The following is a 13,975-nucleotide window of genomic DNA, read 5'->3' on the forward strand; positions in this document are numbered from 1 at the left end:
TCGGACAGGCCGCTGTGCGAACCTGCCCGAGGGGAAATAAAGTTATTCTTTACGGTCTTCGTCAGTACGGTGATCTTCCGGTGAATCGTGGTATGGGTGAAGATCATTTGTTTCAGGAAGATTAAATCCTGTATCTTGAGGGACGTCTTGTGCTAGTGTCTCGTCTCCATGAGCAGAAGTTCCGTGCATAAAGCGCTCTTCTTCTTGAGCAGCCTTTACATCGTCTTTCGCGTTTTGTTTCATTTCTTCTTTTTTCTGCTCGTAATTCTCTTTATCAACTTCTGCTTCATCAATTGATTTCTCCATACGATCTAGGTAACGAGATGCATGTTCGCGTCCACCCAGTCCGAAGGCTAAACCAAAAGCAAGTGCTACTCCACCCAAGATTAAGATGAAGGCAGATTGAATGATACCAGGTGCGAATCCTAATTGGCTAAGTGCCATGAAGAATGCAAATCCTAAGATAGCATATTTAGCTACTAGGCGTAAGAAGTGAGGAGATCCTGATGCATCTTTCATCAAACTTCCTACTAATTTTTCAGCTAAGTTTGCTAACCAGAAACCTACAGCTAAGATAACTAATGCAGCAATTACCATTGGAAGGTAAGCGAAGACTGCACTTCCAAGTGAAACCATGAACTCTAAGTTAACGAGTTGCAGTGCTTCCATAACGAATAACAAGACGATTACTACTTGGACAATAGTTCCGATAATAGACGCTATATCAAAGTTCTTTGCATTTGTAGAGTTTAAACCCATCTTTGTAGCTAAGTTGTTGATACCAAACCCATTCAATAAGTTGATTACAAAATCTTTCACAAATTTTGCTACATAGATACCAACAATGACTAAGATGATAGCTACGATAATTTGTGGAATCATCGACATAATGTCATTGAGCATGGCAATCGCAGGACCAGAAATTCCTTCTAAATCAAGAATTTCCAGAGCGGTAATTGTGATTGGAATCAAAATTAAAATGAAAGCCACTAAACCAGCAATTTTTGAAAGGCTCGTATTAGAGGTAGAGGTATCATTTTTTAAATTCAGTTTATCTGTAAAACGATCGATTCCAACCGAGTGTAGGAATTTCTCTACCAAATTACGAACAAGTTTTGCAAGGAAGAATCCAATTGCAAAAACAATTGCAGCAGATACTAATTTAGGGATGAAGTTGATGAAGCTTGAAAGCATATCTTCGAATGGACCACTTAATCCATCAATTCCAAGTGCATTCAGTACGGCTGGTAAGAATAATAGGAAGATCAAGTAATAAGCGATATTTGCTACTGTATCTGTCCATTTTGTTGTCTGCTCACCAGTAGTCGTCATCCCTGCTTTTTCACCAAAGCGGTTGAAGTCTACTTTGTTGCCAAGCATTTGAATGCCTTTCTTTACAAGAGTGGCAAGTACCCAGGCGACTAGTAAAATCAAACCAGCTTTTAGAATGTTTAAGAATGCGCTTGTTAAAGTATCGTACATACTAGCAAACGGAGCAGCAAAAGTATGTAGGTTCATGATGTTAAAGAATAGAACGAAAGCTAACAATAATAGAATAAAGAAAACTACTTTACTAATCACTTTCTCCACAGACCATTTTGATTTTGTGTTACCTAATCGTTCATTAAGGTTCAACTTACGCAAACCTTTATAAACGAGCTTCTCCATGAACTTTGCAATGAAAAATCCAATTAATAAAACAAAAAGTGCTAATAAAAGATCAGGTAAAAATGAAAGCATGTCACGTACATAAAACTCATTAAACAATAAAATCTCCTCCTCTTTAGTAAATAAGTTGAAACTGTGCCAATCTAGTAAACTATACCCATTAACATTGGATATAAACCCCCTAGACCAATCGAATCAAATTTTTGGAAAAATGTTTAGAAGAGTGTTTGGTTGGAAAAACTGAGGATGTACCTGAAAGCATAGAACGAATATTACAAAAGGGAGTTGGACACTAATGGACAACATTCAAAACAAAGTACAAAACGAAATGGAAAACGTATCACCTGAAAAAAAGGAGCAGATCTTACAAGACTTTGATAGATTCAAATCTTATTTAGGAGATAAAGTAGCTCTTGGAGAAAAAATGGGTCTAGGAGAAGAACAATTAGCGAAGACAGCAGAAGTAGTCGCGGGATATCTGGCTAAAAAAGAAGAGCCACGTAATGCAGAAGAAAATTTACTACAAAAATTATGGCGCTCTGGAGATAAAGAGCAACAGCATGCACTTGCTCATATGCTTGTAAACATGGTACGTAAATAAGGAGGAGTTTTTTATGAAACACGATCCTAAAAAAGACCAAACACAAGAGAAACAAGATATAAAAGGGCGTATCATGGATAATCCGGAGGTAATGAAAACGGATCAAGAAAGTATTTATGATATGCATGATGATATGAAGACTGTGGATACAATTCCAGTCGAAGAATTGAATCAAAAGGTAAAAGATGAGGACAAACATCGTCACACGAAAGATTCGTCTTCGAGTGAAGAACGTTATCCTGATTAATACAGAAAAGACTGCCGGCGATAGAATGCCGGCAGTCTTTCTTTATTATCGTGTTTTTTCGATTGCTGCTAGTGCTTGAAGTACAGAACCATACGTGTGGAAATCAGAGAAGTCGATATTCCCTTGTACGATGGCCATTGTAATATTCGGACGCATGCCTGTGAAATATAAATGTATTCCGAGTAGCTGTAATACATTGTGCAGAGTAAAAATGTGTTGTGCAATTTCAGAATCAATGGTCAAAATCCCTGAAAAATCGATAATCAAGTGATCAACTTCCATCTTTGGGATCTTTGGAACGACATGATTCAACACATAAGTAATACGGTCGTAATCAATCATTCCAATTAGAGGGAGTATAGCGACACCATCTTGAACCGGGACAACAGGTGCAGAAAGTTCATTAATTTGATTTTGGCGCTCCCGTAACTTGGCTGCTTGATGTTTTTCAAACGATTGAATAGATTGGACCATCGCAACATCTAATAGATAATTGAAACGGTTCATGATTCGAACAATCTGAGCAGGACCTACTTCTAAATCTAGTGCTACTTGTGCAATATGTTTAGAGTATACTAATCGGTTTTGAGCAAAGGGTTCTATGGATTGAGAAAATTCGTCCATGTTTTGTGAATTTGTTTCACCTTGTTTCTCCGCCCAGTCAAGTAATTCAGCAGCAGCTTCTTCATCTGTTGCTGGGAAAGAACGAGCCATCATCCGAAGAAATTCGATATTTTGCTGCCGTGCAATCTGCAACTGCTCTTCCGACAATTCAAGCGTAATATGTTTCAATGCATCTTCTACAATCTTATCAATTAATAGGTCAGCATTTTCTTGCAAATACTGACTTACGCGGACAATTTGATCCATGGGAGGGCCTCCTGTTAAATTAAGAAATCAATGGCAGAAGCCATCGTTTCTTCTGTGATGTCGTAATGAGACTGATCCCATTTTGCTAAGCGATGCATAACTAAAATAGCTTGTGGTGATTGATGTGTAACATTTAAATCGTCTGCAATCTCTAAAGAAATCGGACGATTTTCAATCACTTTTACAAAATAGATAGGAAGGTCTGTTTGAAAATTGGTGACTTGGCGGTGTGCAAATGCAGAAATTGGACAAGTCGTACTGTGCTTAAATAAGAAAAAAGGTTGTGTTTCGGATAATTCTAGTAGTTCTTTCCACTGCTCGCGAGATGTAATTTCAAGTAGATTGGTCAACGTCTTCATCCTTTCTGTCAAGTGTCTTTTTTCAGTTTAACACAAATCGTTTAGGGGAAAGATAATTTTAAATGGATTTATGAAAGGAAGAGTGGAAATGAAAAAAACGGCGAAATGGACAGGTGTATCATTACTTCTAACGACAGGAATTTTAGCTGGGTGTAATGAAACACAAGATAATACTGTAGAATCTCAACCTGCAGAATCTTCTCCTGTAGAAAATAGTGATCTTGTTACGACGGATGGATATGGTTTCTCAAGTTTTGATCTTTCCATCGACACGGCGGATGAAAACGATGCCATTGATGTTGACTTTGAATCAGGTAGGTCAGGTGCAGAACTTGAATATGTGAATAAGTTAGAAGATATTAATTTGGGTGGAGATGAAGCGGTAACGGCTCTTGATCCTATATTCTCTACTTTTGAATTATCTGCTGATCTGGCAAAAGAAGATGTGATTGCCCAGGTAACGGAAGCATTTGGTGTAACCGATTATCAGGAGTTTGAATTGGAAGTGGAATTTGAAGATGGTACTGAAGTGAAGTGGGAAGATCGCAAATAAAAAAAGCCCTCAGGGCTTTTTTTATTTGCCGAACAATCCGTCTAACACACCTTTTCCAGGTTGGAATCGTGTTTCAAACGCCAGAAACACACTCCGGAATCCATCGCACCCGCAAAGGCTGAAGTACGCCTTCACGGGCACGCTGGATTTCCTTGGAGTTTCTAGAGTGGCGTTTTACACATCTAAAGTCCTTGATGTCTCATAGACTCAGGCGTTTCTTGACCTGTAGTGTTCGCATCATTTTTCTGTCCACGCATTGGAGTGTTCGTAAACGTTTCAAATTGTTTCGCTAACTTATCACGTGATTCCTTGTTTCGCATAAGATAAGCAGCTCCGAGACCAAGTGCAGCAAGTAGCGCTTTATTATTTTTCCCTGCCATTTCTATCACTCCTTCATAACTAGTTGTAGTTCTAGTATGTATTATCCCCTTCTTTCGCCAGACTAAACATCACAAGTTGATGACAAAAATGACATTTCGAGTCAACAGGTTTAGGTGTTCTAAAAGTAAGGAATAGCTAGTTAACAACAAAAAAATTACCAATTTGAAGGAGGATCTTATTAAATGGAAAACAAACGACATGTAGAAGTAGCTTGGACACAGGAAGAAATGAACCAGAAAATCGAATCATTGCGAGCGCAAGGATACAATGAGTCAGATATTCACGTTGTAGCGAAAGACCCTGACCGCTTTCATCTGCATGCAACGGATACACAAATCGATACACATGAAGCAGGATCTTTTTGGGATCGATTTAAATCTTTCTTCACTGGTGAGGACGCAACTTCTGAAAGTCTGCATCGCTTGAATTTAGAAGATCATGAACGAGAGAGCTACGCTAATGATTTATCAAATGGTGGAGCGATTCTTTATGTTGAAGGTGAGGTACGGTCAGATGACTACGCAACATTTGGTGAGACAGGGAATTCGTATGAATCTTATCACGGAGAAACAAATGCTGCAGGTACGGTAGGAACGGAGTTTGTGAACAAACGCTTTACTGATAATGAACCCACTCTAGGCGAACATACGCCTGAAGAAAATCGCGAGTTATTTAAAGGTGAATCTACAGGATACGACGAAGACCATGTTGTGCAGGATGATGCATTTGAAATAAAACCTCAAATGACAAATGCGGAGACGGTGGAATCTGAACACCACGATACTACTCGTTTTGAATCATCTACGTCAGAACCTGTAGCTTACGATGAATCAAAAGCTTATGGTGCAGAATCACCTGGAACTGACCCGAACTTTGGGCCTGCTGCTTTTGGTGAACTAAACCCAGCTTTAGAAGATGAGGGACGTGAGCCTTCAGCAATCGAAGATAGTTTATCGAACCACGAGCATGAAGAGCGTGTAGAGGAAATTGAAAACCGTCGTTCTGAGAATAACATGCAGGATCGTAGTAATTATTAATTTAAGATGTGGAGCCGACTGTTCAGAAATTGTGCGAGAAGACAGCGTGGACTGTGAAGCTCTCTTTGCTTCATAGGCCGCGATGGCTTCTTGCGGGATTTCTAGGAGGCGCAACTCGATTCTATTTAGATGTGGAGAACGCCACTCTAGAAACTCCGAGGAAATCAGCCGTGCCCATGAAGGCGTACTTCAGCCTTTGTGGGTGCGGCTGATTCCGGAGCGTGTTTCTGGCGTTCGGAACTCGATTCCATTTAGATGTGAAGCCAACTGTTCAGAAATGAAATTCAAAAACTCGCCTAAGTGGCGAGTTTTTTTAATAGACATCCCCATACCTTATAGGGTATTTTTAGTATGAGGTGAATGAATTGAAAAAGTTAGCAATTTTAATTGGTGTGGTATCACTACTTTTAGCTGCCTGTTCTAGTGAAGGAGCAGTATACGAAACTATAGATATCAGTGAAGTCACAGAGTACCAAGAGCAAGGAGCACTCGTTATTGACGTGCGCGAAACGAACGAATATGATGCTGGCCACATTCCAGGAGCTATGAACAAACCGCTCTCTGAAATAAGCGCTGGAAATCTTGAGGGATTAGATCCGAATCAAGAGTACGTGGTCGTTTGTCAATCTGGTAATCGTTCCCAACAAGCAAGTGACCTGCTAGCAGAAGATGGTTACGAAGTAATAAACGTAAAGCAAGGCATGTCAAGTTGGACGGGCACAGTTGAAAACTGATTCTTGCATGCCTCTTGTTTAAAAATCGAATGTAATTTTACCGTCCACAAGTTTTAAATGTGCAGCAAAGGATTTGCCTTGTTTTGAGGTGAATCCTTTTAATTTACCTGTTCGACCTTTCGTGCATAGAGTTTCGATAACAGAAGGTGATAACTTCTTACTGGCTACTCGAAGGGGGAATGTTTGTGTGCACCCCTCTTTATAGCGCGAACATCCATAAAAGCTCTTCTTCAAGACAATAGTACCTTGCTTGCAAAGCGGGCAAGTAATTGCCTGACTTGCACTTTCTTCTTCCGGCAGTGCAGCGAACTGCTTTGTCTCTAAATGACTAGGCACAGTTTCGAGCGTTTGTTGAATAAAAGCTGTAATTTGCGTAAGGAACTGACTCTCTGTCCCTTCTCCTCGACCAATTTTTTGTAAATAGCTCTCCCATTTAGCGGTCATTGTAGGGCTTGCTAACAAAGTACCTTCAACAGATTGACAAAGGATGCGTCCTTTTTCTGTGATCTGTACTTCATTTTTCACAACATCAATATAGGCTTGCTTTTTTAAAGTCTCAATAATACCGCTTCGTGTAGCTTCCGTACCAAGTCCTTCTACTTCTTTTAACAATGCGGCGTCTTCCGCGTCCTCCACTAGCTTTCCGCATGTCTTCATGACCTGAATCAATTGTCCCTCCGTATAGAGCTTTGGAGGTTTTGTGATGCCTTCCGCAATATGAACGGTTCCTTCGACAGATTGCCCTTTTTCTACACTTGGAAGAAATTCTTCTTTTTCTTTTTGTGGGAATAACTGCTTCCACCCCAACTCTAGAGGAACAGTGCCTTTTGTATAAAACGGTAATTCTGAAACGTCTGTCGTGATCGTCGTTTCACGAAAGACGAATGCTGAATGGAACATTCCTAAAGTAGTACGAGTGATTTCATCATACAAGTTTTTTTCAAGGCCACTCAAAGTCCCGACCTTGGGAACTTTTCGTGTTGGAATGATGGCATAGTGTTCTTGTACCTTACTAGCATCAACAAATCGTTTGGATGGAGCAGTTTGCAAAGGGAACGAACATCCAATGTACGATTGCAAGTCAGCCGCGATGTTTTTTATATAGTGAAATTCAGATGGTGTGATATGACGTGTATCGGTTCGTGGATACGTAATGATTTTCTTTTCGTACAAGTTTTGTGCTGCCTTTAAAACGGCAGACGGACTCGCCTTCCACTTCTTATTCGCGGCGAGCTGTAAGCTTGAGAGCGAATGAAGTTGGGGAGGTGGTATCTGTTTTTGTTTCTCTACGACATCCAAAACTGTCGCCTGTATAGATTGTCCTTCTGCTAGTTTGTGCTCTTCTAAAATGTTTTCAACAATCTTTCGCTCTTTCTCTTTTATCTTAGCTTTTCCTTTATAACTGCCATTCTCTGTTGAAAATTTACCTTCCAGCTCAAAAAATGGCTCTGGTTGAAAGTCCTCAATTTCACGAGTGCGCTGATAAATTAGATATAAAGTAGGGGATTGCACACGGCCAATCGAAAATACAGTCGCCACACCTTTTTTCTTTAACAAAATTGTATAGATGCGAGAAGCGTTCATGCCTACCAACCAGTCACTTTTTTGACGCGTACGCGCTTCTTCATATAGACGTAGATCTCGGTCGTTTGGGAGAAGGTTGGCGAAGCCTTTGCGCACTTCCGACGTTTCGAGGGAGTTAATCCACAACCGTTTCACTTGTTTTGAACGAATGCCTGTGAGTGTCAAAATCGAGTAAAAAATATTCGAACCTTCCCGGTCGATGTCGCACGCATTGATTAAGAAACTTGCTTCTTTCATAAGTTTTCGAACAATACTGTACTGTTCATATTTGCCTCGAGCAACTTTGTATTCAAAGGCATCAGGAAGGATAGGAAGTGACTTCAGTGACCATCTTGTCCATTTAGCATCATATTCTTTTGGTTCTCGTAGCTCAACCAAGTGTCCGATTGCCCAGGTTACTAGTGCACCATCTGGAAAAATCTCATCTGGAAAAATTTCGTAATATCCTTTTTGCTTTTTTGTCTTGAATGCATCGGCATAAGCTTTTGCTTGGCTAGGTTTTTCAGCTACAATAAGTGGTTTCATAAGAGGATTCCTTTCGAAGAGAGAGTGGAGGGGAACGTATGTTCATAAGTATACGTGTTTTTGCACTAGAAGGCAAAATAAAACTGCCTACAGATGTAGGCAGCTCAGATGGTGGGCAATTGCCCCTCTATTTATTTACGATGAGAACCAACTTACCTTGATCAAGCTCTTCCTCAGCGGTTTCGGCTTCTGCCTCTGTCAATCCGGCAGCATGCATATCGCTTCGAAGTTGGTCTCCTCGTTTACTAAACGCATTTTTCATTGATTCAAAAAATCCTTTTTCACTCATGCCGACTTTTTCAGTATCTAATATGTCTGCAATATGACCTTCACGATCTTTTGAGTGAGCGAACAAATAAATATCGTCTCGTGAATATCCTTGAGCCTCTAGTTCTTCAACCTTTTGCTTTGCTTGTACTGAATTTTCTACTGTGTACTTCATAGCCATTAGTGAATCCCTCCAAGTTTTTATCTGTCGTCTACTCTAAAATTACCCAGTTCACAAAAAGCTAAACCAAATTACTTTGAAAAGCTAAGTTTTCAGATTACACTGAAAATAGAATGAGGTTTGAGAGGAGCATACGATGACATTTTCAATTGTAGGATTTGATCCAGAAACTAAAGAGCTCGGGATTGCAGTTGCTTCAAAATTTTTAGGGGTAGGAGCCGTTGTACCGTTTGCAAAAGCTGGTGTTGGTGCTATCGCAACACAATCTCTTGCTAATCTTTCTTATGGAGTTGGAGGACTAGAATTATTAGAAAAAGGACATTCCCCGCTTGAAGTAGTAGAGACACTTACGAAAAAAGATGAAAATGCAGCATGGCGGCAAGTGGGTATAGTGGATGCTACAGGCCAAAGCGCTACATACACAGGAGATGATTGTTACGACTGGGCTGGTGGAAAAGCAGCTAAGAATTATGCGATTCAAGGAAATATCCTAGTGAGCCAGCAAGTGGTGGAACAGATGGAAGCGACATTTGAGCAAACGGAAGGTTCTTTGGCTGAGCGCTTGCTAGCAGCTTTACTTGCTGGAGATGCAGCTGGTGGAGATAGTCGAGGGCGGCAATCAGCAGCTTTACTTGTTGTGAAAGAGAATGGGAGCTACGGCGGGTATACGGATCGCTATATTGATCTGCGAATAGATGATCACGAAGATCCTGTGCAAGAACTGGGACGGTTATTGAAACTTCGTCATCTGTATTTTGAGAAGACTGGAGAAGACGATGTATTATCTATCACAGAAGAACTAGAAGCCCAACTTGCAACATCACTTCATCAACTCGGTTATTTAAAACTGGAAGAAGTTTCAACAGACGAAGTTCTTGAGGCACTAGATACGTATCATCATACGGAGAACTTCGAAGAGCGCCAACAATCTAGAGGTCAAGTTGATCGCCGTGTACTCGAGTATTTGGAAGAACAGGCGAGAGGTTTCACAGCAAAGAAATAGTGGGTATAGAGAGTCATTGTACTTGAAAGGATGAATGACATGAAACCACTTATAGGGATATCTGCAGAAATGTCACAAAATCAAGATCATTTCTGGTTACCTTTTGTATATGTAGAAACTGTATTAAAATACGGGGGCTTACCTCTTATGATTCCAGTAATGGGGGATGAAAATCTAGATGAGCTTTCGCTTCGTCTGGATGGACTATTTATTACCGGTGGAGAAGATATTGACCCTTCTTATTATAATGAAAATCCGCATTTGAAACTTGGCAAGATCGCACCTGAAATCGACCAAATGGAATCGGAACTTGTAAAGCTCATGCTAGAACTCGATAAACCATATATCGGTGTCTGTCGCGGACTGCATATGTTGAATATTGTGCAAGGTGGGACGATGTTCCAAGACATTCATGCGCAACGAGAAGAAAAATCGTATCTGCACCTACAAAAAGGTCCTCGTACCTACCGCTCTCATGAAGTAGAGTTAGACTTGGACTCTAAAATCGGTAAAATTCTTGGGGAGGAAAAGTTCCGTGTGAATTCATTCCACCACCAAGCATGTGATCAAGTTGGGCGTGATTTGAAAGTCGTTGCACGTGCAACAGATGGAATCATTGAGGCGATGGAAAGTAAAACACATGAATTTGCATTCGGCTTCCAGTGGCATCCGGAAGAATTTGCAATGGCTGGTGACGAAACTTCAGGTAAGATTTTTGAAGCGTTCATGAAGCAAGCAATCAAGCGCAGAAAAGAAATTGATGATTCAAAAAAGCGAGATCGACAATAAATTTAGTTGAAAAATTCATGGGTATATAGTATCGAAAGAACTGAATATCGAGAGTGGGTAGGGGTGACTCCAGCGGGATTAAAAGCGGAAGCTGAGACCTTGTTTTAGATGTGGAGAACGCCGCTCTAGAAATTCCGAGGAAATCAGACGTGCCCATGAAGGCGAAGTACAGCCTTTGTGGGTTCGGCTGATTCCGGAGTGTATTTCTGGCGTTTGTAACTCGATTTTGGCTCAGCTCGCGGAATACTGCCCCTACACACCCAACACCAAACAGAATGGAGTTACTCAATTACGAGAACTCCATATTTTGTTTTATGTAGCTCTTTTGCTAACTAAAAATCAGTCTTTTGAATGAGAGTATATGGAAAGCATTTCACTCCTCAATCTAGTATGATAAAAGAGAACAAACACTAGAAAGAAGGAAGTGATCCGTATGGACGCTGTTACACAATTTAAGCAAGCGCTAGGGAATTATCCGACAGGCGTTACTGTCGTCACTGCACAAGATGCAGACGGAAATCCGATTGGAATGACCGTAAATTCATTCGCATCGGTTTCGATAGATCCTCTCTTAATTTTATGGTCCATCGATAAAAACGCGTTTTATTACGATGCTTTCACAAATGCAACTACTTTCAATGTTAACATTTTAGCTGCTGACCAAGGCGATTTGTGTATGCTATTTGCAAGTCGTGTAGATGATCGCTTCGGCAAGTGTGAATGGCACCCAGGTCAAAATGGAGTCGCTGTATTAAAAGACACGGCTTCACAGCTAGAGTGCACGGTCTACAATACAGTAGATGCTGGAGATCATATGATTCTAATCGGCGAAGTGACTTCTATTCATAATGAAGACAAAGAGCCGCTTCTTTATCACAAGCGTCTATTCGGAAAAATTCCAGATGCATTTTATCAACAGTCGTAATTCCACAAAAACCCGTCACAGGTGTGGCGGGTTTTCTTCTGTCTTCACTTTTGGTTTTTTCCATTTCCGTTTTCTCCACATGAGAACTAAATAAATAAGAAGAGCCGCGAACGCTATACCAAAGAGTGAAAATTGCTCCGTTGTCGCTTCTAATAAACCTTCTGACACTAATGCTAAAAGGAAGAAAAAGATAAAGTTTCCTATAGCGGTAGCTAGGATAAATGGCATGAATTTCACGTGACTAAGACCTGCAGCTAAGTTTACGAGGCTAGTAGGAATGAATGGAATGATACGGGCTTGAAATACATACAGGAAGCTGTTTGCTTCTATTGAGCGTGTAATTGATTTCGGGATTTTTCTGACGACCAAGTCATCTACTAAATACCGAACAGCGTAGAAAACGATGGCGGATGCCAGAAGGCTTGCAAACCAACTCCATAAAAACCCTGGTAGTAGTCCATAAATCAAAACATTCATAGAGATGACGAGTAATAAAGGGAATATAGTAAATGTATGTTGAATCAACATGATTAAGAAGGTTAGTAATAGTGTAGACGCCCAGTTTCTAGTCAAATAAGCTTGTGCTCTGTCAATATCTCTTTCATACAAGTAGCGGAAGAGGTCAAAATGAATGACTAATAAACAGGAAATCAGTAGGGCAATGGGGAGAACTATCATCCATTTTTTCATGTCATCGTCACCTCTCTAGTCGTTCTATCATAGCATTATTCCCACGCGTTGCCCATTTTAGTACGCCTAGCTTTTCAATATAAAATACAAATAAATGGAATAAAAGGATATACGAGTATCAACCAATCTACTATACTGAAGAAAATCAATTCTAGGGGATAGTGGAATGAAGAAGTTTTGGATTGTAGTAGTCGTTCTGTTAGGGTTTCGCTGGTTGTCCGTCGGTGTCTACGAGGCGAAAACAGTAGATGAGCCAGTAGTGGTAGCGAGCCAAATGAATATGGAATTGAATTCAGTTTTTGTCTCGTATATTACGAAAACTCTTGAACCTGCTGACGTGGAAAAAGTCGAGATCAATGGATACAACTTTGCACCGGGCAACGGAGACATTTTCTTTTTTGAAGAGACTCCTCAAATCAATGCGCAACTTGAAGTGGAGTATCCGTATCACGCAATCTATTCTGTAACCATTCAATTGCCACACGATGGCTATTATGAGTTTATAGAGAATGCTGAAACACTGACTATTCATTTCGGAGATGAATCAAGTCAGTCGTTTCCTCTTCAAGTGCTACAAAAGCTTCCGCTAAACAACGTACTTGTTTCTCAATCTTGGGTTGGTAGTAATGAAACTCAGACAGAGTCTTATAGAGCACAAGATGATTTCATTTTAATGGATATCATTCCAGATGAGCGTATTGAAATCTTGAGTGTTCGCTTAAACGATAAAGAGTTGAAAGTTCCATTGGACGAGCCGCTTTCAATTAGTAAAGGAGATTCATTTGTGGTTGTGCAATCCGATTCACCCGCACTATTTCTCGGGGAGTGGGGAACTGTGCAATTAACTATCAAAGAGGAATTTCGAGAGCCAAGTGAACTATTCTTAGTGTCAGCGTTTAACAGCAGACCTTCCGAAGAATGGATCCAAGCACAAGTACAGGAGGCGAAGAACAAATGAACTTTCACAAGCGTGTTTTACTAGGAAGCCTATTAGTCGTCTTCGATTTTAACGTCAATGCAATCGATGTGTTACCAGACTTTCTAGGCTTTTTTTTAATCGCGACAGCGTTTGATTCGGTCAAAACCAAAGAAGCCCAAGTAGGACAAACCATTTCACTGGTCCTCGCTGTAATTTCATTCATTCTGTTGTTTGTCCGGCTTGAACCAACAGGTTATCTAGTCCTTTACAGTTTTTATCCTTTTGTGATTGAGAGTGTAATTGGAGCATTGATTATTCTTCAGCTAGCATATGTTTTTATCGTGTCTACGCAGCGGCTTCCGGAGCTTGGTACAGGAATTCCTAAAGTATTTTTAGGCGCCCAACTTTTTATTTACGCTGCAACTGGTCTCACTCCTCATTTTACAGCGAGTGAAGCCGGTACTTGGGTAATAGGCTTAGTTGTCGGATCTGTCGTCTGTTACATGTACTATTTCGGATTTTTATGGAAGAGAAAATCGTTCGAAAGAGAAACGAGAGAGCTTCCTGTGAAGACTCTCGTACAATTCCCTCAATGAAAATTTGAAAAAAATAGAAGGAACTTCTTTGAGTCTGTAGAATACT

17 protein-coding genes are annotated in these 13,975 nt (G+C 40.4%); 10 read left to right on the forward strand and 7 right to left on the reverse strand.

The genetic code is table 11. The features are described 5' to 3' along the window. Positions 1-42 precede the first annotated feature (42 nt). Positions 43-1,767, reverse strand: a complete 1,725-nt coding sequence (locus JOD03_RS04015) for a mechanosensitive ion channel (protein WP_239584820.1) — start codon at positions 1,765-1,767, stop codon at positions 43-45. 196 nt (positions 1,768-1,963) lie between these two features. On the opposite strand from JOD03_RS04015, the gene JOD03_RS04020 reads away from it, so the two are divergent. After that, positions 1,964-2,269, forward strand: coding sequence for a DUF3243 domain-containing protein (locus JOD03_RS04020; protein WP_204589543.1), 306 nt, complete (start codon positions 1,964-1,966; stop codon positions 2,267-2,269). Positions 2,270-2,282: 13 nt separating this feature from the next. Next, a complete protein-coding gene (locus JOD03_RS04025) occupies positions 2,283-2,516 on the forward strand; it encodes a hypothetical protein (RefSeq protein WP_204589544.1) in 234 nt (77 codons plus the stop codon). 45 nt (positions 2,517-2,561) lie between these two features. On the opposite strand, the gene JOD03_RS04030 is transcribed toward JOD03_RS04025, so the two are convergent. Beyond that, positions 2,562-3,386 (reverse strand): STAS domain-containing protein, encoded by an 825-nt coding sequence (locus tag JOD03_RS04030; protein WP_204589545.1) that lies wholly within the window; start codon positions 3,384-3,386, stop codon positions 2,562-2,564. Positions 3,387-3,400: 14 nt separating this feature from the next. Next, positions 3,401-3,736 carry a bacillithiol system redox-active protein YtxJ gene (gene ytxJ, locus JOD03_RS04035; RefSeq protein WP_204589546.1) on the reverse strand — a complete coding sequence of 112 codons (336 nt, stop codon included), beginning with the start codon at positions 3,734-3,736 and terminating at the stop codon, positions 3,401-3,403. A gap of 97 nt (positions 3,737-3,833) precedes the next feature. Here ytxJ and JOD03_RS04040 point away from each other — a divergent pair, with 97 nt between their 5' ends. Beyond that, a complete protein-coding gene (locus JOD03_RS04040) occupies positions 3,834-4,298 on the forward strand; it encodes a YusW family protein (protein WP_204589547.1) in 465 nt (154 codons plus the stop codon). Between the two features lie 182 nt (positions 4,299-4,480). Here JOD03_RS04040 and JOD03_RS04045 read toward each other — a convergent pair whose 3' ends face one another. Further along, entirely contained in the window at positions 4,481-4,678 is a 198-nt protein-coding gene (locus JOD03_RS04045; RefSeq protein ID WP_204589584.1) for a hypothetical protein, read from the reverse strand. A 183-nt stretch (positions 4,679-4,861) separates the two neighbouring features. Between JOD03_RS04045 and JOD03_RS04050 the strand changes: the two genes are divergently transcribed. Further along, positions 4,862-5,716, forward strand: coding sequence for a YflT domain-containing protein (locus JOD03_RS04050; protein WP_204589548.1), 855 nt, complete (start codon positions 4,862-4,864; stop codon positions 5,714-5,716). Positions 5,717-6,081: 365 nt separating this feature from the next. After that, positions 6,082-6,450 carry a rhodanese-like domain-containing protein gene (locus JOD03_RS04055; protein ID WP_204589549.1) on the forward strand — a complete coding sequence of 123 codons (369 nt, stop codon included), beginning with the start codon at positions 6,082-6,084 and terminating at the stop codon, positions 6,448-6,450. 18 nt (positions 6,451-6,468) lie between these two features. Here the strand turns inward: JOD03_RS04055 and JOD03_RS04060 are convergent, their stop codons facing one another. Both JOD03_RS04060 and JOD03_RS04065 read right to left on the reverse strand, forming a co-directional pair. Then, positions 6,469-8,559 carry a type IA DNA topoisomerase gene (locus JOD03_RS04060; protein WP_204589550.1) on the reverse strand — a complete coding sequence of 697 codons (2,091 nt, stop codon included), beginning with the start codon at positions 8,557-8,559 and terminating at the stop codon, positions 6,469-6,471. Between the two features lie 127 nt (positions 8,560-8,686). Then, the gene (locus tag JOD03_RS04065; protein WP_204589551.1) at positions 8,687-9,007 is read right to left on the reverse strand and encodes a YflT domain-containing protein; all 321 of its coding nucleotides are present in this window, start codon (positions 9,005-9,007) and stop codon (positions 8,687-8,689) included. A 136-nt stretch (positions 9,008-9,143) separates the two neighbouring features. Here JOD03_RS04065 and JOD03_RS04070 point away from each other — a divergent pair, with 136 nt between their 5' ends. The 3 genes from JOD03_RS04070 (at position 9,144) to JOD03_RS04080 (ending at position 11,724) form a co-directional block, all read left to right on the forward strand. Next, positions 9,144-10,010: a DUF1028 domain-containing protein gene (locus JOD03_RS04070; protein WP_204589552.1), complete on the forward strand. Its 867-nt coding sequence runs from the start codon at positions 9,144-9,146 to the stop codon at positions 10,008-10,010. 39 nt (positions 10,011-10,049) lie between these two features. Next, on the forward strand, positions 10,050-10,799 hold the full coding sequence (locus JOD03_RS04075) for a gamma-glutamyl-gamma-aminobutyrate hydrolase family protein (RefSeq protein WP_204589553.1): 750 nt from the start codon (positions 10,050-10,052) through the stop codon (positions 10,797-10,799). Between the two features lie 433 nt (positions 10,800-11,232). Beyond that, positions 11,233-11,724: a flavin reductase family protein gene (locus JOD03_RS04080; protein ID WP_204589554.1), complete on the forward strand. Its 492-nt coding sequence runs from the start codon at positions 11,233-11,235 to the stop codon at positions 11,722-11,724. Positions 11,725-11,739: 15 nt separating this feature from the next. On the opposite strand, the gene JOD03_RS04085 is transcribed toward JOD03_RS04080, so the two are convergent. Further along, on the reverse strand, positions 11,740-12,414 hold the full coding sequence (locus tag JOD03_RS04085) for a TVP38/TMEM64 family protein (RefSeq protein ID WP_204589555.1): 675 nt from the start codon (positions 12,412-12,414) through the stop codon (positions 11,740-11,742). Positions 12,415-12,580: 166 nt separating this feature from the next. On the opposite strand from JOD03_RS04085, the gene JOD03_RS04090 reads away from it, so the two are divergent. Further along, entirely contained in the window at positions 12,581-13,372 is a 792-nt protein-coding gene (locus tag JOD03_RS04090; protein WP_204589556.1) for a hypothetical protein, read from the forward strand. Next, positions 13,369-13,929, forward strand: a complete 561-nt coding sequence (locus tag JOD03_RS04095; RefSeq protein WP_204589557.1) for a hypothetical protein — start codon at positions 13,369-13,371, stop codon at positions 13,927-13,929. The genes JOD03_RS04090 and JOD03_RS04095 overlap by 4 nt, the downstream gene beginning before the upstream one ends. Positions 13,930-13,975: the final 46 nt, after the last annotated feature.

This window comes from Chryseomicrobium aureum, assembly GCF_016909155.1.
Taxonomy (GTDB): Bacteria; Bacillota; Bacilli; order Bacillales_A; family Planococcaceae; genus Chryseomicrobium; species Chryseomicrobium aureum.

What these genes read in the sequence shown, in the direction of transcription:
- JOD03_RS04070 (WP_204589552.1), top strand. Translation starts at nt 9,144, where the DNA reads ATGACATTTTCAATTGTAGGATTTGATCCAGAAACTAAAGAGCTCGGG.
- JOD03_RS04040 (WP_204589547.1), top strand. Translation starts at nt 3,834, where the DNA reads ATGAAAAAAACGGCGAAATGGACAGGTGTATCATTACTTCTAACGACA.
- JOD03_RS04025 (WP_204589544.1), top strand. Translation starts at nt 2,283, where the DNA reads ATGAAACACGATCCTAAAAAAGACCAAACACAAGAGAAACAAGATATA.
- JOD03_RS04095 (WP_204589557.1), top strand. Translation starts at nt 13,369, where the DNA reads ATGAACTTTCACAAGCGTGTTTTACTAGGAAGCCTATTAGTCGTCTTC.
- JOD03_RS04050 (WP_204589548.1), top strand. Translation starts at nt 4,862, where the DNA reads ATGGAAAACAAACGACATGTAGAAGTAGCTTGGACACAGGAAGAAATG.
- JOD03_RS04090 (WP_204589556.1), top strand. Translation starts at nt 12,581, where the DNA reads ATGAAGAAGTTTTGGATTGTAGTAGTCGTTCTGTTAGGGTTTCGCTGG.
- JOD03_RS04020 (WP_204589543.1), top strand. Translation starts at nt 1,964, where the DNA reads ATGGACAACATTCAAAACAAAGTACAAAACGAAATGGAAAACGTATCA.
- JOD03_RS04085 (WP_204589555.1), bottom strand. Translation starts at nt 12,414, where the DNA reads ATGAAAAAATGGATGATAGTTCTCCCCATTGCCCTACTGATTTCCTGT.
- JOD03_RS04030 (WP_204589545.1), bottom strand. Translation starts at nt 3,386, where the DNA reads ATGGATCAAATTGTCCGCGTAAGTCAGTATTTGCAAGAAAATGCTGAC.
- JOD03_RS04045 (WP_204589584.1), bottom strand. Translation starts at nt 4,678, where the DNA reads ATGGCAGGGAAAAATAATAAAGCGCTACTTGCTGCACTTGGTCTCGGA.
- JOD03_RS04060 (WP_204589550.1), bottom strand. Translation starts at nt 8,559, where the DNA reads ATGAAACCACTTATTGTAGCTGAAAAACCTAGCCAAGCAAAAGCTTAT.
- JOD03_RS04075 (WP_204589553.1), top strand. Translation starts at nt 10,050, where the DNA reads ATGAAACCACTTATAGGGATATCTGCAGAAATGTCACAAAATCAAGAT.
- JOD03_RS04065 (WP_204589551.1), bottom strand. Translation starts at nt 9,007, where the DNA reads ATGGCTATGAAGTACACAGTAGAAAATTCAGTACAAGCAAAGCAAAAG.
- JOD03_RS04080 (WP_204589554.1), top strand. Translation starts at nt 11,233, where the DNA reads ATGGACGCTGTTACACAATTTAAGCAAGCGCTAGGGAATTATCCGACA.